The organism is Streptomyces sp. cg35 (assembly GCF_050410835.1).
GTDB lineage: Bacteria > Actinomycetota > Actinomycetes > Streptomycetales > Streptomycetaceae > Streptomyces.
Map to the genome: position 1 here is coordinate 4,702,210 of NZ_CP191268.1, position 19,979 is coordinate 4,722,188.

General features: G+C 67.0%; 9 protein-coding genes and 5 tRNA genes. 2 read left to right on the forward strand and 12 right to left on the reverse strand.

From position 1 onward, the window contains the following. Nucleotides 1–84 precede the first annotated feature (84 nt). Nucleotides 85–4,089 (reverse strand): ATP-dependent RNA helicase HrpA, encoded by a 4,005-nt coding sequence (gene hrpA / locus ACQUQD_RS21365; RefSeq protein ID WP_428953724.1) that lies wholly within the window; start codon nucleotides 4,087–4,089, stop codon nucleotides 85–87. Nucleotides 4,090–4,204: 115 nt separating this feature from the next. Here hrpA and ACQUQD_RS21370 point away from each other — a divergent pair, with 115 nt between their 5' ends. Continuing rightward, a complete protein-coding gene (locus ACQUQD_RS21370) occupies nucleotides 4,205–5,299 on the forward strand; it encodes an ABC transporter permease (protein ID WP_428953725.1) in 1,095 nt (364 codons plus the stop codon). A gap of 99 nt (nucleotides 5,300–5,398) precedes the next feature. Here the strand turns inward: ACQUQD_RS21370 and ACQUQD_RS21375 are convergent. The 11 genes from ACQUQD_RS21375 to ACQUQD_RS21425 form a co-directional block, all read right to left on the reverse strand. Further along, nucleotides 5,399–5,472: transfer RNA gene (locus ACQUQD_RS21375), tRNA-Phe, on the reverse strand. A gap of 23 nt (nucleotides 5,473–5,495) precedes the next feature. Continuing rightward, nucleotides 5,496–5,570: transfer RNA gene (locus tag ACQUQD_RS21380), tRNA-Asp, on the reverse strand. A gap of 268 nt (nucleotides 5,571–5,838) precedes the next feature. Further along, nucleotides 5,839–6,375 (reverse strand): hypothetical protein, encoded by a 537-nt coding sequence (locus tag ACQUQD_RS21385; protein ID WP_237305375.1) that lies wholly within the window; start codon nucleotides 6,373–6,375, stop codon nucleotides 5,839–5,841. Nucleotides 6,376–6,432: 57 nt separating this feature from the next. Continuing rightward, on the reverse strand, nucleotides 6,433–7,407 hold the full coding sequence (locus ACQUQD_RS21390) for a hypothetical protein (RefSeq protein WP_428953726.1): 975 nt from the start codon (nucleotides 7,405–7,407) through the stop codon (nucleotides 6,433–6,435). 127 nt (nucleotides 7,408–7,534) lie between these two features. Then, nucleotides 7,535–10,930: a DUF499 domain-containing protein gene (locus ACQUQD_RS21395; RefSeq protein WP_428953727.1), complete on the reverse strand. Its 3,396-nt coding sequence runs from the start codon at nucleotides 10,928–10,930 to the stop codon at nucleotides 7,535–7,537. Nucleotides 10,931–10,977: 47 nt separating this feature from the next. Then, on the reverse strand, nucleotides 10,978–13,779 hold the full coding sequence (locus ACQUQD_RS21400) for a DUF1156 domain-containing protein (RefSeq protein WP_428953728.1): 2,802 nt from the start codon (nucleotides 13,777–13,779) through the stop codon (nucleotides 10,978–10,980). After that, nucleotides 13,776–17,291, reverse strand: coding sequence for a helicase-related protein (locus ACQUQD_RS21405; RefSeq protein ID WP_428953729.1), 3,516 nt, complete (start codon nucleotides 17,289–17,291; stop codon nucleotides 13,776–13,778). Before ACQUQD_RS21405 ends, ACQUQD_RS21400 begins: the two co-directional genes overlap by 4 nt. A gap of 278 nt (nucleotides 17,292–17,569) precedes the next feature. Beyond that, nucleotides 17,570–17,646, reverse strand: a tRNA-Phe gene (locus ACQUQD_RS21410). A 27-nt stretch (nucleotides 17,647–17,673) separates the two neighbouring features. Continuing rightward, nucleotides 17,674–17,748: transfer RNA gene (locus tag ACQUQD_RS21415), tRNA-Asp, on the reverse strand. A 43-nt stretch (nucleotides 17,749–17,791) separates the two neighbouring features. Then, nucleotides 17,792–17,864 (reverse strand) — tRNA-Glu (locus ACQUQD_RS21420). 80 nt (nucleotides 17,865–17,944) lie between these two features. Then, entirely contained in the window at nucleotides 17,945–19,540 is a 1,596-nt protein-coding gene (locus tag ACQUQD_RS21425) for a metallophosphoesterase family protein (protein ID WP_428953730.1), read from the reverse strand. A 60-nt stretch (nucleotides 19,541–19,600) separates the two neighbouring features. Between ACQUQD_RS21425 and ACQUQD_RS21430 the strand changes: the two genes are divergently transcribed. Beyond that, nucleotides 19,601–19,951: a metallopeptidase family protein gene (locus tag ACQUQD_RS21430; RefSeq protein ID WP_428953731.1), complete on the forward strand. Its 351-nt coding sequence runs from the start codon at nucleotides 19,601–19,603 to the stop codon at nucleotides 19,949–19,951. Nucleotides 19,952–19,979 lie beyond the last annotated feature (28 nt).

The following is a 19,979-nucleotide window of genomic DNA, read 5'->3' on the forward strand; positions in this document are numbered from 1 at the left end:
CGCTTGTTTCTTCGTTGCGCTGCGAGACAGGACTGTACAGCAGTGCAGGCCCGCCGGTCGAACTCACTTAACGTGCCTGCTCCGTCACGGCGCCGCGGCGTCGATCGCCTTCACGATCCGCTTGTCCGAGACGGGGTACGCGGTGCCCAGCGCGTGCGCGAAATAGCTGACCCGCAGCTCCTCGATCATCCAGCGGATGTCCAGGACCTCCTGCGGCACGGGCCGCCCCTGCGGCAGCTGCTCCAGCAGCCAGGCGTACTCGTCCTGCATCTCGTGGACCTTCTCCATGCGGGTGGTGTCCCGCTGGACGTTGGTCGGCATCTGCTGGAGCCGGCGGTCGGCCGCGACCAGGTAGCGCATCAGGTCGCCGAGGCGGCGCAGGCCGGTGGCGGTCACGAAGCCGGGCTTCACCAGGGCGTTCAACTGGGTGCGCACGTCCTGGAGGTTGGCGAGCAGCACCGGGCTGTTCGTGGACTTCAGACGGCGCTCACAGGCCTGCCAGGCCGCGAGGACCTGCTGTGCCTGGCCGACGGTGTGCACCGTCGCGTCGACGATCTCGGCGCGCACCTTCTCGTAGAGCTTGCGGTACGACTCCTCGTCCCAGGCGGGGCCGCCGAAGTCCGCGACGAGCTTGTCCGCGGCCGCCATCGCGCAGTCGTCGAAGAGGGCCTGGACGGAGCCGTGCGGGTTCGCCGACAGGGCGAGCTTCTGGGCGTTGCTCAGCTTGTCCGAGGCGAACTTGCCGGGGTTGACCGGGATGTTGCGCAGGATGAGCCGGCGCGTGCCCTTCCACATGGCCTGCGCCTGCTCGGCCTCGGTGTCGAAGAGGCGTACGGACACGGTGTCGCCGTCGTCGACGAGCGCCGGGTACGCCTTGACCGGCTGGCCCGCGCGCCGGGTCTCGAAGACGCGGGACAGGGTGCCGATCGTCCAGTCGGTCAGGCCCTTGCGCTCCACGGACTCGCCGCCGGAGCGCTCGGCCGTCGCCGCGGCCGCCTTGGAGATCGCCTGGCGGGCCTTGGGCTTCAGCCTGAGCTTCAGCGCCTCCAGGTCCTTGTCCTCGGCGAGATTGCGGCGCCGCTCGTCGACGATCCGGAAAGTGATCTTCAGGTGGTCCGGGACGCGCGTGAGATCGAAGTCGTCCGCGCTCACCGGGACACCGACCATCCGCTGGAGCTCGCGCGCCAGCGTGGTGGGCAGCGGCTCCTGCAGGGGCACGGCCCGCTCCAGGAAGGCCTTCGCGAAGTTCGGAGCGGGCACGTAGTTCCGGCGGATCGGCTTCGGCAGCGACCGGATCAGCTCGATGACGACGTCCTCGCGCAGGCCCGGGATCTGCCAGTCGAAGCCCTCGTCGGTGACCTGGTTGAGCACCTGGAGCGGGATGTGGACGGTCACGCCGTCCGCGTCCGCGCCCGGCTCGAACTGGTACGTCACCCGGAACTTCAGGTTCCGCTGGTGCCAGGCGTCCGGGTAGTCGGCCTTGGTGACCGCCTCCGCGGACTCGCGGATCAGCATCGAGCGCTCGAAGTCGAGGAGCTCGGGCTCCTCCTTGTGCTTGCGCTTCCACCAGGAGTCGAAATGGGCGCCCGAGACGACATGCTCGGGGACCCGCTGGTCGTAGAAGTCGTAGAGGGTGTCGTCGTCCACGACGATGTCGCGGCGCCGGGCCCGGTGCTCCAGCTCCTCGACCTCGGTCAGGAGCCTGCGGTTGTCGGCGAAGAACTTGTGGTGGGTGCGCCAGTCGCCCTCCACCAGCGCGTTCCGGATGAACAGCTCGCGGCTGACCTCGGGGTCGATCCGGCCGTAGTTGATCTTCCGCTGGGCGACGAGCGGGACGCCGTACAGCGTGACCTTCTCGTACGCCATCACGGCCGCCTGGTCCTTCTCCCAGTGCGGCTCGCTGTACGTGCGCTTGAGCAGGTGCTCGGCGAGCGGCTCGACCCACTCGGGCTCGATCTTCGCGTTCACCCGCGCCCACAGGCGCGACGTCTCCACCAGCTCCGCCGACATCACGAAGCGCGGCGGCTTCTTGAAGAGGGCCGAGCCGGGGAAGATCGCGAACTTGGCGTTGCGCGCGCCGATGTACTCGTTGCGACCGCGATCGCGGCCGGCCTGCTTGGGGTCCTTCTGCGTGGACTCCTTGGACTCCTTCACGTCCTTCATGCCGATGTGCGAGAGCAGACCGGACAGCAGGGACACGTGGATGGAGTCGCCGGGGGCGTCGTCCTCGTTCAGATGGATGCCCATCTGCTTGGCGACCGTGCGCAGCTGTGTGTAGATGTCCTGCCATTCGCGGATGCGCAGGAAGTTCAGGAACTCGCGCTTGCACATCCGGCGGAACGCGGAGGAGCCCAGCTCCTTCTGCTGTTCACGGACGTAGCGCCACAGGTTGAGGAAGGCCAGGAAGTCGCTGGTCTCGTCCTTGAAGCGGGCGTGCTGCTGGTCGGCCTGCGCCTGCTTGTCGGAGGGACGCTCGCGGGGGTCCTGGATGGAGAGCGCGGCGGCGATCACCATGACCTCGCGCACACAGCCGTTCTTGTCGGCCTCCAGGACCATGCGGGCCAGGCGCGGGTCGACCGGCAGCTGGGCGAGTTTGCGGCCCTGCTGCGTGAGGCGCTTGCGTACGTCCTTCTCGCTGGGGTCCAACGCGCCCAGTTCCTGGAGGAGTTGGACGCCGTCGCGGATGTTGCGGTGGTCCGGCGGGTCGATGAAGGGGAACTTCTCGATGTCGCCGAGGCCGGCCGCGGTCATCTGGAGGATGACGGAGGCGAGGTTCGTCCGGAGGATCTCCGCGTCCGTGAACTCGGGCCGCGCGAGGAAGTCGTCCTCGCTGTAGAGGCGGATGCAGATGCCGTCCGAGGTACGGCCGCAGCGGCCCTTGCGCTGGTTGGCGCTGGCCTGGCTGATCGCCTCGATGGGCAGCCGCTGCACCTTCGTGCGGTGGCTGTAGCGGGAGATGCGGGCGGTGCCCGGGTCGATGACGTACTTGATGCCCGGGACGGTCAGCGACGTCTCCGCCACGTTCGTCGCGAGGACGATCCGTCTGCCCGTGTGCTGCTGGAAGACGCGGTGCTGCTCGGCGTGCGAGAGCCGCGCGTACAAGGGGAGTACTTCCGTGAACCGGTACTTCTTCTTCTCCAGGGCGTCCGCGGTGTCGCGGATCTCGCGCTCTCCGGAGAGGAAGACCAGGATGTCGCCCTGGCCCTCGCGCTGGAGCTCCTCGACGGCGTCCGTGATCGCGGTGATCTGGTCGCGGTCGGAGTCGTCCGACTCCTCCTCCAGGAGAGGCCGGTAGCGCACCTCCACCGGGTAGGTCCGGCCGCTGACCTCGACGATCGGGGCGTCGCCGAAGTGCCGCGCGAACCGCTCCGGGTCGATCGTCGCGGAGGTGATGACGACCTTGAGGTCGGGGCGCCTGGGCAGCAGCTGGGCCAGGTAGCCCAGCAGGAAGTCGATGTTGAGGGACCGCTCGTGGGCCTCGTCGATGATGATCGTGTCGTACGCGCGCAGCTCGCGGTCCGTCTGGATCTCGGCGAGCAGGATGCCGTCCGTCATCAGCTTGACGAACGTGCCGTCCTGGTCGACCTGGTCGGTGAAGCGCACCTTCCAGCCGACCGCCTCGCCGAGCGGCGTGTGCAGCTCGTCGGCGACGCGCTCGGCGACCGTGCGGGCCGCGATCCGGCGGGGCTGCGTGTGGCCGATCATGCCGCGCACGCCCCGGCCGAGGTCGAGACAGATCTTCGGGATCTGCGTCGTCTTGCCGGAGCCGGTCTCGCCCGCCACGATCACGACCTGGTGGTCGCGGATCGCGTCGGCGATCTCGTCCTTCTTCTGGCTGACGGGGAGCTGCTCGGGATACGTGACGTCGAGCGCGGCGCGGCGCTCACGCCGGGTGGCCGAACGGACCTCGGCCTTCTCGGCCTCCGCGTCGATCTCGGCGACCACGGCGGCACGGGCCTCCGGCTTGCGGATCTTCCGCGCCCCTTCGAGCCTGCGGCCCAGGCGGTGCGCGTCACGGAGGGACAGCTCGGACAGGCGCCGCGCTACGGCGGCGATCCGGTCGGCGGCGGGGGCAGGCTGCGTAGACATACGTCCTCCAGGATCTCACCTCGGGGAAATTCGTGGCGAATGGTTTTGCCACGGCGGCCGGACAGGTGGCCCTTCTCGGGATGTATGCGGCTTATGCGTGTTTTAGCGTGCAGGTATGTCGCCCTTGCCCGATGAGGAACAGCCACGTCCGCACCCGCCGCACGGCGAGCACGGGCGGCCGCCGACGCGGGCCGACCGCTGGAGCAACTTCAAGAAGTCGCCGTTCCTGCCGGCGACCGTGCTCCTGTTCATCCTGGCCGCCGCGGCGGCGCTGTTCGCGGCCTCGTACACGTACTCCATGGCGAACCCGACGCCGCACCACATCCCGACGGGCGTCACCGGAGAGTACGAGCAGGCGCGCGGCAAGGAGTTCCTCGGCGCGATGGAGAAGGCGCTCGACGCGCAGCTGGACCTGAAGCCGTACGACTCGCGGGAGGCGGCCCGGCAGGCCATCGACCGGCAGCGGATCTACGCCGTCCTCGATGTGCGCGACGGCGGTGCGCGGGTCGACCTGGACGTGTCCGGCGCCTCCGGCGTCACGGTCGCCCAGGTCTTCACGGAGGCGGCGCCCCCGGTCAGCAAGGCGACGGGCGTACCCGTGACGGTGAAGGACCTGCACCCGCTGCAGAGCGGTGACCCGCGCGGCCTGACGATCTTCTACATCACGCTCGCGGCGGTCATCATCGGCTTCGTCGGCGCGATCCAGCTGAGCGTGCACGCGCGGGGCCTGAACCCGGCCGAGCGGATCGCGTTCACGGTCGCCTACGCGCTGCTCGGCGGCTTCGCGGTGGCGGCGGTCGCGGACTGGGGGCTCGGGGCGGTCGATCTGCCCTTCGTCCAGTCCTGGCTGATCCTCGCGCTGACGATGTTCACGTGCGGCATGGTCTTCACGATGTTCAACACGTTCTTCCACCGCTGGGCGATGATCCCGACCTGGGGCCTGCTGGTGTTGCTCGGCAACCCGGCCTCGGGCGGTGCCGTGGCGCCGCCGCTGCTGCCGACGGTGATCGGCCGCATCGGCCAGTGGCTGCCGCCGGGCGCCTCGTACAACGCGCAGCACACGGCGGTGTACTTCCAGGGCAACCAGCACCTGTTCCCGTTCCTGGTGCTGGCCGGCTGGGCGCTGGTGTCGAGCGGGCTGTTCTGGTTCTGGCGGCACCGGCATCCGGGCGGGCGCGGGACACAGCCGCTGCACGCGGCCGCGGTCTGAGGGGCCGCAGCTTGAGGGATGGGGTCTGAGGGGCCGCGGTTCGAGGGGCGGGGTCCGGAAACGCCACAGGCCCCGTCCGGAGACGGGGCCTGCTGTCTGTGGCTGGGGCCGGGATCGAACCGGCGACCTATCGCTTTTCAGGCGATCGCTCGTACCAACTGAGCTACCCAGCCACGAAGTTCACGAGGAACTTCAGCGGTCCTGACGGGATTTGAACCCGCGGCCTCCACCTTGACAGGGTGGCGAGCACTCCAAACTGCTCCACAGGACCAAGCTTTGCGTGCAACAGTGTCGCACACGGACTTGCGTGCCCCCAACGGGATTCGAACCCGAAATCGTTACCTCGCTGACCTGTGACGATGCGCGGGAGCCCAGCAACTACACCCTTTTGGGTTCTCCTGAGTCCAGTTTGGTCCTCCTCGATCCTGCCCCTGTGCTGACACGTCAGCACAGGGGCAGGAAGTTTGCAGGTGCGATCGTGTCGAACGTTTTGGCGCGATATCAGATGCAGCCGCTGCGAAAGGCAACCCGCCCGCAAGCTAGCGAGGACCTTGGGCCGTTGTCTGCGGGAGATCTGCAAGGTCTTTATCTGATGCCTGGATGACAGCGTTGAACAGCCATAGCAGGCGATAGGATCGAGCGACGCCGAGGATCAGAGCGCCTTCCACGGCCCAGTGCACATCGCCCGGATCGCTTTTGGTGTCGAGGACGGTTGCAAGCAGACATGTGCCGGAGATGAGCAGAGTGGCTGATAGGACACTCACCCAGTTCCGCCGGAATTGTGAAGCCAGGTGAGGCGCGGTACGCAGAACTCGCATCCGGCGACCGCTCGCCGAAGCGTACTGAGCGATGGCGGCAGTTACGAAGCTTCCGACCAGTGCGACGACGGTGGCGCCGGTCGTATAGATCGTCAAGCGCTGTTCGCGCTCAGGCGCACCGAGGATGTCACCGCGTCCGGTTAGGGCAACCAGCAAACCGTGCCCGCCGAGGACAGCTGCCGTCAGTAGCCAGTCCGTCGCCGGACGGGATCGCCAACCGTTAAGAACTCGGCGAACCGCTTCCACAAGGCTCGGCATTGCCGCATCTCCCCCCGCGCGCCCCGACCAGGGCTTTCACCCCAGTTACCCTCCAGGCTAGATGTCGGCACTGACAGCGGCCCGTAGCACCCTTTCGTTCTCCAGGGAGACTCCCTCCAGCTTGTTGAGGGCCACCTGCAGGTCGATGGCGTGGCCATCGCCAGAGGAGAAGGGGACGACGCATTTTGCAGTGATGCGCTCGCTCACGAAGTCGATCTTCTCGTCATCAGCCTCGCTGTGCCATGCCTCCATACGGGCCTGCGCGGCAGCCGTGTCAACGACGTCAGAGTTGTCCAGCCAGTCCTCAATGTCACTCGCGAAAACCCTTGTCGAGCCGAGGAGTTGGTTGTGACCACGGGCCCGGCGGCGCGTCGACAGGATGCCCGACTTCTTTGGGACCTCCAGGGTCAGAGTGATGACCATGTCCGGGTTATCCGTGTGCATGCGGCTGATGGCTGTGCCGAGGTCGGAACTGGCGCGCAGGGTGGAGGGACTGTCAGCGGGCTCGGGAGCGATCTTCACCGTGAGTTTCTCGATGGCGACGGCATGCTGGAGTTTTTCCCGGGATCGGGCGTTGACCACCGGCCGCAGCACGAGGTTGCGGACGTCCGGAGCTGCGACGCGCATGCCCTCCAGCCAGCGCTTGAGCGCCTGCGCGCGGGGGGCCGAGATGCCGCCGGCCATGGTCGCAACAACGTTGCCGAAGGGTAGGAAGTACACGGTTGTAACGTCAACCAATTCCTTGTCGGCGGCAAGCTGGAGCCGACTGAGGGTGCCGTCGACGTGATTAATGAGCTGCGGTACGTCCTGGCGAGACTTGGCGAGGAGCAAATGCGGAGCCGTCTGATGGGGGTCGACGGCACCGATCAAGATGTCCTCCCCCGCAGGAACGATGCGCCGGGCCAGTGGCTGGGCGCACAGACGACGGATGTGCTCTGCCCAGTCCCGGTGGGGTAGACGGGCACCGTCGGGAGCGTCGGCGTCTGCGATCTCATAGAAATGGACGATTCTGTCCCGGTTGCGTGCGGCCATGCCTGCGGTCCCCCGTAGTGTTCTGGACGAAGTCGGTCTACCAGGATCTGACAACCTATCGAGTGCGTCGACAGCCGAAACGATCAGGCCTGGTTCCAGTGAGGATCACCAGGCTCGCGGCCCGACCCTATTCCTCCTCGAACTGGGCTTGCAGTTTCAGGGTGTTGGCGTTTTCCGTGAGGGTGCGAACCTTGTCCGCGGGGAAACCGCCGGGCGCGGTCGCTTGGATCTCGACCGTGACCTCGACGTCCGCCCCGATGGCTTCGAGGTGCTGGAGGATTTCGAAGGCGTACTTTGTGGCGTGCTTGCTGTATTGCTCGGTGTCCAGGCGGGCGTGGGCATAGAACCGGGTCGGGACGCGCGGCAACGGAGTCGGCGCCGGGACCGGGGCGCCGGGCGTAGGGCGTAGTGACGCCGACGAACCACCCGAGCTCTGCTCGGCCGCGCTGCCTGTGCCGTCGTCGGCATCATGGATCTGATTGGCTTGCTTCTGGTGCTGGGCGGCGGCCGCCAGATCCGCGGTCTCCTGAGCGATGGCAAGGTCGGCTCGTACCAGCAGCGTGCTGTCGGTGATCTGACCGAAGGACACATTGCGGCAGGGCAGGACGAGCCCCAGATAGCGGCCGGCCTCGGGATCGTGGCTGGTGGCCAGGGCGAAGCCATCCGTCTCCCAGGTGACATGGGAAAGGACGTCCTCGATACCTTGGTCGAGGACTGAGCGGTCACGCAGACGATTCATGTACGGGTACTTGGTGTGCAGTTCCCACAGGCGACCGACGGAGATGTGGCCGTCCCGGTTCCACTCCTGGCTCAGGGCGTCGTTGATCCGCTGGTGCAGGACGGCAGGAGCCTGCAGGACGTAAAGCATGCCCTGACGCTTCAGACGATCACCGACCTGGATGGCCGCGTCATCAATGGCTTGCAGGTCGACCTTGAAGTTGACCCACTCGATCTTGGCGCCGGGGATCTGCTCGGGGACAAGGACCCACCGGTAGGCCTTGCCGAGGCGAAGGCTGACTGTCTCGTCAGCCTTCTCCATCCGAGTCCTCGCCTGTGTCCTCTGGTTCTCCGTCAGATCGAGCTGGACGTGTTGTGTGAGGACCTGCTTCCAGCCCAGGTACTCGCGGACAGCCTCGGCGACCTCCTCCATCTCCTTGCGGTCGGGGGCGAGGAAGACGAGGGCGTTGCGGTGTTGCCGGGTGCTGGAGCGGTATTGGTCAAGAGCCTCCTGGGCGAAGCTCAGGGCCTCAGTGTCGGGCACGTCACGGGCGCTACGGTGCGTGAAGCGGGGGTGCAGCAGCACCAGGCGCGCGTTGTCGTTATCCGGAATGTCGCTCGCGGGCAGCGGCGCCGCGTGGACGGCGCTGAACTGGCCGCGTACCCCCTGGACCACACTCAGTCGGCGCACCACGTCCGCCCATACCCTGTCGGGGTCCTCGATGAGTTTGTTCGCCTCGTCCTTGGCCGTACGCGTGATGTTGGCGTGGGTGTCGTACCAGTGGCGTTCGCCGTCGCCGTAGAGGTACGTGGAGCGGTCGGCGAGGGCGTTGAGCGCTGTGCGGAAGTTACCCAGCGGCTCACCGGGGATAGCCATGCCAAGGCGGATGTGCGGCTCGGATAGGCCCTTACGAGCGGCGTGCACGCGGGGCGCGGAGCCCATGAAGACGGTCCTGGCCACGCGGCGGCTCATGCCACGTTGCCCGAGCACGGGCTTCTCGGCATCGACGGAGGCCGGCGTGGAGTCCGGTCCGTCGACGTCGGCGTCGATGATCGGCTTCCAGCGGTCCTCTAGGTAGTACGTCAGCTCCTGGTTGACGCGGGTGTCGTGTATCGGCACGTCACCGGGCATGATCATGGGGCTCTGGTTCTGGTCCCGCCACAGCGCGTGAATGACCGTGCTCATCAGCCGCAGCACACCTCGGGTGCGCTGGAACCTGGGCAGCGTGGACCAGTCTTCGTACAGCCGGGCGAACAGCTCCGGGTGGATCGGGTAGGTCGACTTGATTCGCCGCTCGTAGTCCATTGTGTCGCAGCCGGCCGGGAACTCGCGCTTCTCGGTGCCGTAGAACTGCGTGTACAGCCGCGCCACCTTGTTGATCTCGGCTTGGACCTCACTGGTGGGGGTCTGGAAGAGACGACGGCGCACGATCTCGAAGGACTCGTCGGAGCTGGCGGGGCGCCAAGCGTCGGCCTTGCGGTGGACGACGTTCTGGAGACGCTCCAGCGCGGTGCGGTTGTTCTCGCCGCCGATGTCGTACTGGTCGGCGGCGCTGATCTCGCCGGTCGCGGATGCCGGGATGGAGACCAACAACTGAGCCCCGTCGACGGAGGCGACGGCCTCGGTGAGGGACTGAGCGAAGGAGAAGTGTGTCTCGAAGGACCCGGCAGGCAGGTTGTCGTTGCCGAGCAACGGTCCGGCGTACTGAACCCACTCGTCGATGAGGATTACGCAGGGCGCGTAGGCGGCGATCAGGTCCTGGAGCAGGGCGGTGCCGGGGCTGGTGCTGGTGCGATCGGCCTCGGCGATGATGTCGTATGCCTGCCTCTTGCCGAGCCCCCAGGCGAGTTGGCCCCACATGGTATTGACGACGGTGCCATCGGGCTTGACGTCGGCCTGCCCGATACCCAGCTCGTTGCCGACCAGCACGGCCCGGTGCACCGTCCCGCCAGGCAGCCCACCGCCGGGCGCGACGGCGATCAACTCCTGAAGGTCCTGCGGCAGCCGGTTCACCTTCAGGTCCGGCGCGTACAGGTGGTACAGCGCCATCATGGAGTGTGTCTTGCCGCCGCCGAAGTTGGTCTGGAGGTTGATGACGGGGGCGGCGTTCGGGTCACCGCTGATCCGGCGCAGTGACTTGGAAAGCAGTTCTTCGAGGCCCTCGGTGAGGTATGTCCGCTGGAAGAACTCCTCGGGTTCGGTGTACTCCGCGGCGCCCTCGCCGCGTGCCACCCGCCATAGGTCTGCGGCGAACTCGGAGGCGTTGAAGTCACCGCGCGCCACGTCCTCGTGCGGGGTGAGCACGTCACGCCAGGGCCGCAGCCCCTCGGCGGCCACGCTCGGCACGGCACGCGCGCGGCGAGCCGCCTTCTTCGTCTCTTCCTCTGTTACCTGCCGGTGCAGCGTCTGCCGGGACTCGCGGACCTCCTCGACCAGGACGGGATCCGCGTGCACGGCCCGCAGCAGTCGCTCCGCCGTGTCCAGCGCGCGCAGGGTGTCGTCCGCGGTGAACTTCTCGTTGTGTGCCCACTGGTTGCGCACGGCGTTCAGCTCACTGGCGAATCCGCGGGCACTCGCCGGGAGAAGGTGCCGGAAGTAGGTGCTCCAGTATCGCTGGAGGAGGTTCAGCAGGAATTGCGGATCGGTCCTGCCGATCTGCTTCCCTTGCCCTCGAGCCTCGCTCTCCGCGTCCTCGAACCAGCTGTCGCCCTGTCGCTTAATCATTTCCCTCTCCAGGAAGGGCAGCAGCCCCTCCCCGAGGATGTCGATCATGCGGTAGACACGGTCTCGGTTGTTCACCGCCATGGTGCGGGTGTCCTGCCTTTCCGGGTGCCTGTGAGTGGGACGGGCGTTCAGAAGAGGGGCTGGTGCTGAGGCTTGCGCGGGCCGCGCTTCTCGGCGTTACGGGCCTCGGTCTGGAGGTCGGACCAGGCACTGGCGAGGTTGTTGAATCGCTGGCCACTCTCAGACCAGCGCCGTCGGTCGCAGATGCTGTAGAGCAGGTGGGCGAGGTCACGGATGGCATCCTCGTCGAATTCCCCGCGCGCCCGGATCCCGGCGAGCAGCTCACCGGCCGGCCCTACGCCGGACTGTGCGCCCTTTCCGTCCAGCACCCGGGACAGGTGCATGGCGGCTTCCCACACGGAGATACGGCTGTCCGTCTCTGGGTCGTACGACTCCGGCAGGTCGGCCGGGGCCATGAGCCATACCTTGCTGTCGCCGGAGGCAGTGATGTGGGCGTCCTGGAGCCCCTTCACGGACACGTTGTACGCCTTTGCAAGCGTCTCGGCGTCCCCGAAGGTGCCCTTACTCCACTGGAACTGCTCGAACCAGCGGATCGCCCACCGGGTGTCCTGGTCGAACTCGCCCTCTTGTTCGTTCAGCACGTCGGCGAGGACGTCGTTGATGAGTCCGAGTGCAGTGCGTACGCGCATGGGAGTGCCGTCGGGCTCGGTGACCTTCGAGTATCGCGAGAACACCGCGATACCGGGGCCGATCGCGGACTGAGGGAGGTCGACGGGGGCGAGATTGCCCTCCTGCAGCTTCCGCAGCTTGTCTGGGAGTTCACTGCGCAGGGCACGGAGGAAGCCACGACGGTCGGTGGAGCCGGCGGTGACGTGGCGGGGGCGGCAGGCCAGGACTACAGAGGAGGCGAGGGCATTGGTACCGATGCCGACGGAACGACCGGCGCGCTCCGTACGGACGGGCCAAGTACCGGTTACAGACCAGCCGGCCTGGATGAGGCCGTTCAGCATGGTCTCCCAGCCAGTGGAGGCGATGCCGTTCTCGTTGTCGGTCTCGGACTGCTTGAAGGCGTAGTAGACGACGAGAGGGAAGTCAGGGTGGTGGCCTGCGCGCATGTGCGTGAAGGTCTCTACGAAGCCCTGCTCGAAGTATCGGTCTGCCGCCTCCCGGCTTCCGTTGTGGCGGAAGGGGGTGGCGATGAGTTCCGGCTCCTTCGGAGTGAGGATCGTGCTCATCACCTCGGGGTAGACGGTGCCGAGGGAGCGACGGAGCCAGACGTAGAAGAAGTCAGAGAGGTCGGCATAGCCGATGTTGTCGTAGTAGGGAGGGTCTGTGTTGATGACGGGACTGGCTGAGAGGTCGGCAGTTCGGGCGTCGGCTTGCTGCGCCAGCCCTGAACCGGTCGCGGGCAGGGCGTCGATGGTCCGCCCGATCGACACAGCAGCGGTTCCCAAGTCACCGGCCGCACCGGCGAAGGGGTTTGATTCGGCGAAGTCCCAAACCATGGGAAGCGCTTGTCGAGCAAATGTAGATCGGGTTGCGCCCGTGCCATGCGAGGAACGCCAAGAACAGATGGTGGACATGTCGTCGGCGACTGCGCTTACAAGGAACCCAAGATACAGCGCCACGGATTTCCCATACTTGGCTGCCTCAGCCTCATCCATGCCAGTGTCCCGCGCATCCTGCTCAACCCGCTCCCGGGCCTCGTCCACCAAGTCGCTAAACGTGGTAAGCCCAAGTAGCTGCCGGTTCGTGAACAGGTCAGCGTGCTTCGTCATCCCATAGGCCTGCACTCGGAAGCTCAACGCCTTCTCGGGCAAATCGGACTCTGGAACAGTGGTGGGCCGCCCCACGTTTGCGGCCCCTGCATGCTCCTCCGTGGGTGCCAAATAAATCCGCTGCCGCTTCCCCTCTGCGACCACAGCCATCAGCATCGCCCCCATCCGCCCAGCCGCTCCCTCGGCCCGAACGTACTTCAGCGTGGCTCGGTTGCCGCACACCAGGCACTCGGCGCCCTTGCCGTCCACAGTCCCCTCACGAGGCTCGCCCTCCGGGCCGCCGATCGTGAATGTAACCCGCCCGTCCACCTGCTCGGGGAGGACGTAACGCGCCCGGCCTTTTTTCTTGCTCAGCCAGAACGATCGCACCAAGGGCATCTCCGCTCCGCAAGCCGGGTCAGGACACATTGCCGTCCGCGCCCAAAGCCAAGCAATGACCGGTGCCTCGCTCCCGTCCTCCAGCTTGGCCTTCGGATAATGGGAGCCGATCTTCGCGAACGCCTTCTCCCGCATCCACTTTCCGTATTGCCGCACATCTTCCGCGAGTCCGCTCGCCCCTCGCCAGCTCCCCTCGTGCCGCAGTTCCGCACTCGGAGACACAGGTTTGCGTCCGGCCCACTTCGGCGGGATCTCGATCAGCGCCTTGTTGATGATGACTGGCACCGGATTCAGGTCACTGGCATGAGCCTCAAGCCCCAGCCGGTGCGCCTCCAGCGGAATCGTCCCACCGCCGGCGAAGGGGTCAAGGACAGGCGGGAGCGGACCGTCACCATGCGACTCGGCGATCTTCTCCCGAACCTTGCGCATGATCCGCTCATCGCGCGTGGCCTCCCAAGGCACCATCTCCTCGATGAGGTCGAACAATCGCTGCCGCTCGGCCTTCTGCTCCTCCAGCCCCGGATACAGGTCAGGCCGCGAAGCCGGGTCGTCCACGAGCTGAGCGAAGAGCATCGCCCGCGCAGCCGCCAACGGCCGGCGTGCCCACCACAGGTGGAGCGTGGCGGGGTGCCCGTGTCGGATGGACTTTTCCCGGGCCGACTCCCTGTTGATCGCCTCCAGAGGGAGAGACACCTCGATGAGCTTGGTGTGGCGCTCCGGAGCAGAGGCCGTGTCTTCGGTTGCACCGCTCACTGCGGGGTTCCTCCCTTGTTCCAGGCGTCCTGCCAGGACAGCAGCACACCCTCGGTCTGCAGGTCGCCAAAGTCGGTGTCAGCGAAGGCGTCGGTCAAATAGCGGATCTCGTCGTGCTCCGCCCCGCGCGGGCTGACGGAGACCAGGGCGAGACGATGCTGCGCGCCGCGATTCTTGGCGACGAGGACCTCGTTTCGGCTGACGTAGAAGTGCTCCGCGCCCTCTCGGCGACCCTTCACCTCGATGTGCACGAGGTGACCGTTAAGACTAAGCGATCGGATGTCGTAGCCGGGATTGTTGTGGGCCATCTCCTCAGGGACGCGCCCAAGGCCACGCTCGGCGCCGAGTACCGCAGCCACAGCCCGCCGGTCGGTCTCGTAGCCGTCGGCCGCATACATAGCGGCGAGTACAGCCTTCTCCACCGGGGTCGCGGCAGGGCCAAGGTGTCTGGCCAGCCAGCCCACCGGCACGACGAGCGCGCACCCCGCCACTACCGGCGGGCGGGCCTGAAGAGCCTGGTCTTTGTCGAGCACGGCCAAACGTTGCTCACGGCGGCGCTCAAGGTCCTCAGCCCAAGCACGCGCGGTTTCCGGACGGTGACGGACTTTCTTGCCCTCGGCAACGTCCAGTTCGAGTTTTCCGGCCTGCGCATGCCAGAAGCTGATCTCCTGCCGCAGCCGCTGCTCGACCTGGGCACGAGTACGCTCGATGACGGGCAGCAGTCGTTCCCGGGTGCGGTTCAGGTGCTGCGGGACGGCCTCCCGCACGGCCCAGTCCATGGCACGGGCGGGCCCACCATCTCGGAGCCACTCATCCGTGAGTATCTCCCCTACCGCCTCGGCCTCACGGGGCGTGGGCGGGCGATAGTCCAGATAGGGAGCAGGGCCCGCATCGTGGGCCGTTCCGTCGGGATTCAGCTCCACGAACGCAAAGGAACGGTCCACTGACCGTCCGTGCCCATCGACGACCTCTTGGACCAGCGCGGTCAACAGCCGGGGGGTGGTCCCTGCATCGGAGGCGTCGATCAGAACCGCGCCTCGCGTGAGTAGGTCCCCGTGCCGGTGAACCGTCTCTTCCAGAACCGCGTCGAAGAGCGGGTGCCCAGGGGCGATGAGGTCGGCACGGGCGGCGCCAGACACATTGACGCGCTCGCGGTCGAAGCACACCCGTTCATAGCGGCGCTGCACTACTCCGCCCAGGCCGAGCCCAAAGCGGCCTGTATCGCGCAGGACGGCCGGAACATAAGTGATCTCGAAACGGCCGTTTTCTCGCGCCCTGAGGTGACCACCGAGACGGTCAAAGGCGTCACGAAAGAAGGCTCGTACGTAGTGCGGATGCAACCGCTTGGCTTGAGCCTCCTCCATACGCAGCCGTACCGCCTCGACGTCCTCCAACCCCATGACATGGGTGTCGAGTGCGAGCCCCTTGATCAGCTCCACTGCCCGCTCACCTACCCGGGCGTCGATGACCTGATCCAGGCGGCTCTTGACCTCGGGTCGGTCGCCGTAGCGGATTGCCTCCAAGAGCAAGCCTCGCAACGGCTCGCCCTCGAAGAGCTCACCCAGGACGTTGTAGACCTTGCCGTCGTATGCCCTCGACTGCTGCTCGATCTTGTCGAGGAGTCGTTGGAAGACCTGTCCCTCTCGGGTGTCGGCGGCAATCAGATTCCATAGGTGGCAAACCTCGGTCTGGCCGATGCGGTGGATGCGGCCGAAGCGCTGCTCGATGCGGTTGGGGTTCCATGGCAGGTCGTAGTTGACCATGAGGTGAGCGCGCTGGAGGTTGAGGCCCTCGCCGGCGGCGTCGGTAGCGACAAGAACGCGAACTTCGGGGTCCTGGTTGAAGGCATCGCGGATGTCTCGGCGCTGTGGGCGTGGGGTGCCGCCATGGATGGCGACGACTGCCTCGGGGCGTCCGATCAGATTCCTGATTCGGCGGGACAGGTAATCAAGAGTGTCGCGATGCTCGGTGAAAATGATCAGCTTGCGCGGCAGCCCCCTCTCATCTCGCAGCAGCGGGTCGTCCTGGAGCAGCCCCGACAGCTCCCGCCACTTGCGGTCGTCGCCGGAGGCCAGTACCCGTGCGGCGAGCCGCTCCAGCTCGCTCAGCGCGGCGATCTCCAGCTCCAGCTCTTGGAGGGTGCGGGCTGCGGTCGCCGCATCGACGACCTGCTCCTCGAGATCCTCCAGCTCGCCACCGGTCAAGTCGTCCAACTCGTCCTCGACGGGGATGGACGGTGCGGATGCGAGGACCAAGTTCGCCACGGTCTGATCCGACAACATCTCCTGACGTCGGGCCTCCAGTCGCATTCGCCTGCGCTCGAGGGACCGGTGGATCGCCGCCGGGCTGGAGGCCAGGCGACGCTGGAGGACGGTAAGTGCGAAACCGACCTGATTGCCTCGTCGGCCGTCCAACCGCTCCGCCCGGTTCATCTCCTGACGGACGTACTCCGTGACCTGCTCGTACAGGTCATACTCAGCGGGCGACAGTTCGTACGGCACGGTGTAAGCGCGGCGCTCTGGGAACAGTTGCTTGCCATCGAAGGTGAGCAGGTCCTCCTTGATCATGCGTCGTACCAAGCCGGAGACATCGTGCCGGTGGATACCCGCCCGATAGCGGCCGCTGAACCGGTCGCTGTCCAGCAGCGTCATGAACAGTTGAAAGTCCTCCTCCTTGCCTGCGTGTGGGGTGGCGGTCATCAGGAGCAGGTGACGGGTGAGGCGACCGAGGAGGCGACCAAGCTCGTAGCGCTTCGTGGTTTTCAGCTCCGTGCCGAAGTAACTAGCGCTCATCCGGTGTGCCTCGTCTACGACGACCAGGTCCCACCCACTCTCTCCGAGCAGCCGTTGCATGTCCTCGGAGCGCGCCAACGCGTCCATGCGAGCGATGAGCCGGGGATGACGATCGAAGACGTTGCCCTCGATCGTCGCGTCGGTCAGCTGCCGGGTGAGGAGGGTGAAGTCGAGGCCGAACTTCTCCAGCAGCTCGTCCTGCCACTGTTCGACGAGCCCTCCCGGCACGACGATGAGACAGCGCTCCAGATCGCCGCGGAGCGCCAGCTCCTTGATGTAAAGCCCGGCCATGATGGTCTTTCCTGCACCGGGGTCGTCAGCGAGGAGGAAACGCAGCGGGGTCCGCGGTAGCAGCTCGTTGTAGACAGCCTGGATCTGGTGGGGCAGCGGATCGAGGAGACTGGTGGACACCGCCAGCATTGCGTCGCCGCGCGCAGCCATCCGGATCCGCAACGCTTCGGCCGCCAGCCGGAACAAGCCAGGATCCGCGTCGAAACCGCTGCCTACCGAGCCGCAGGCCACCTCAGCGAGTCGCGCAGCATCCTCCTCGTAGAGGATTCGCTCCTCCACAGTGCCGTCGGGGCGCCGATACGTCACCTGCGCCGCCGCCGGCCCGAACATCTGTACAGCGACCAATGTGACGTCACCGTCGGTGACAATGCCCGACACGGCACGCCCTGCAGTCAGATCACCGAGGCTGAGCCGGGCCCGCTCATACATCTTTGGCTCCCCACTCCTGGCATTGGCCTACCTGCGCGTGCACTGTAACTCTGCTGTTTGCTGCATGGGGCAGCATGTGGCGCGGCTCTGGAGGAGCACGGGTCCTGCGCGGGAGCGGGAGGGGTGCGAGAGCCCGAAACGATGCCATTCCGGTGCTGACATGTCAGCACCGTGTCAGCATCGGTAAGGCTCTGGAGCCGATTGCTGTCAGACCAGATTCTTTGCTGGGGCACACAACAGCAGAGTCCCGGACGCCATGGCGTCCGGGACTCTGTTTCTGGTGGCTGGGGCCGGGATCGAACCGGCGACCTATCGCTTTTCAGGCGATCGCTCGTACCAACTGAGCTACCCAGCCACGCAGTTCACCGAAGTGATCTGCAAGCGGTCCTGACGGGATTTGAACCCGCGGCCTCCACCTTGACAGGGTGGCGAGCACTCCAAACTGCTCCACAGGACCATATTTGCTTGTGCGAACGAATTCGCATGCGCAAGGTTGTGCGTGCCCCCAACGGGATTCGAACCCGTGCTACCGCCTTGAAAGGGCGGCGTCCTAGGCCGCTAGACGATGAGGGCTATCGGCCCGCCTGGGCGCTTCGCAGCGCGTCGGGGACGTGAGAAGCATATGGGATGCGGGGACCTATCGCCAAAACGGTTTACGGGGCACCGCTCGGGGTGCGCGGCGACGGGGTCGCACCTGGTTGGTTCTCCTTCGGCAGATGGCGGCTGACCTCGGCCTTCGTCAGGCCCAGACCCCCGAGCCTGATCTCGTCCCAGGCCTGCAGACGCTTGGTCGTGCTGTCCAGATAGAGCACGGAGGCCTCGACGGGATCGGGGTACTTGTCGTCGACCGCGCGCAGGCCGCTGCCGCCGGTCGAGCCCTCGATGCGCAGCCGGGTGCCGAGGGGGAGCAGCTCCGTCTGCTGCCGGTGGATGTGCCCGGCCAGGACCAGCGGCACCGCGCCGTCCGTCTCGCGGGCCGCGGCCGGCTCATGGGCGAGGGCGATGTCGACCGGGGTGCCGGCCGCCTTCTGGTCGCGCAGCGCCGAGGCGAGCCGAATGCCCGCCATCCTCTCGGCCGGGTCGCCCTGGGCCTCGGTGGAGCGGTCCGGGGTGTACTGCGGGTCGCCGGTGCCGGCGAAGCGCAGGCCCGCGACCGTGACGGCCTTCCCGTCGTCGAGGACGTGGACGTTCCTGAACCGCTTCCGGTCGGAGAGGTACCGCTGTGTCGCCGTCTTCGAGTCGTGGTTGCCGCGGATCCAGACGTAGGGGGCGCCGAGGTCCTTGATCGGGTCCAGGAAGGCGTTCTCGGCGGCCGAGCCGTGGTCCATCGTGTCGCCGGTGTCGACGATCACCGAGATCCGGTACTGGTCCACGAGCGACGCGATGATCTTCCAGGCGGCCGGGTTGAGGTGGATGTCGGAGACGTGCAGGACGCGGATGGTGGAGGGGTCGGGGCGGTACGTGGGAAGCGTGGACGTCACGTCGTAGAGCTTGGTGACGTTGGTGACCAGGCGGGCCAACTCCTCCTGGTAGACATCGAATTCGGTGACGATCGAGCGGGCGTTGCCGACCACGGAGGGGGCCGAGGAGAGCAGCCCGGAGAACTTGGGCTCCAGGACCGACTTCGGGTTCCAGGTCGCGTACGCGGTGCCGCCCGACGCCGCGAGGAGCGCGAGGGCCAGTCCGCCGGCCGCCAGCGCGCGGCGCGGGCGCCGGTAGACCGCGAGGCCGAGCGCCGTCGCGCCGGAGACCACGGCCACGCAGGAGCGGACGGCCAGGTCGAGCGTGCCGTGCTCGACGTCGCGGGCCACCTCGTCCTGGAGCCCCGAGATGCGTTCCGGGTGGTCGACGAGGGCCCGGGAGCGGACGGGGTCCAGGCGGTCCACGTCGACGTCGAGGCGGATGGGCGCGGTGTGGGACTTCAGCTCCAGGGCGCCGAGCGGGGACACATTGATCTTCGTGCCGCCGGAGAGGGACGGGCGCAGGGTCATCCGGGTGTCCATCGGGCCCACCGGGGCGCGGATGCTGCCGACGACGAGGAGCCCGAGCCAGGCGCCCAGCAGGACGACCGCGACCAGGCCGACCGCTCGCCTGTAGGGGTGGGGTTGGTGGACCGGTTCCAGGACCTGGACCGGGGGCCGGGGTTTTTCCCTGGTTCTGAAGCGGCGCAGGAGAGCCGACGGGGCGGTGCGTGCGCCCCGTGTACGGCGCAGGGCTCGGCGTATGGCGGCAGCGGGGGAGCGGGCCATTGCTCCCGTATGCCCAAGTGGACGGGTGGATATGCGGGGTCGTACCGGACAATGGGCCGTGTGCTGGAGATGACGCGCGAGGAGTTCGAGGAACTGGTGGCCGAGGCGCTCGACCGGATTCCGCCCGAGTTGACGCGGCTGATGGACAACGTCGCGGTGTTCGTCGAGGACGAGCCGCCCGCCGACGATCCCGAGCTGCTCGGGCTCTACGAAGGGACCCCGCTGACCGACCGCGGCGAGTGGTACGCGGGCGTGCTGCCGGACCGGATCACCGTCTACCGCGGGCCGACGCTGCGGATGTGCGAGTCCAGGGAGGACGTCGTCGCGGAGACCGAGATCACCGTGGTGCACGAGATCGCGCACCACTTCGGGATCGACGACGCGCGGCTGCACGCTCTCGGGTACGGCTGAGGGGCTCGGCCGGGCGCCGTTTGTGCGG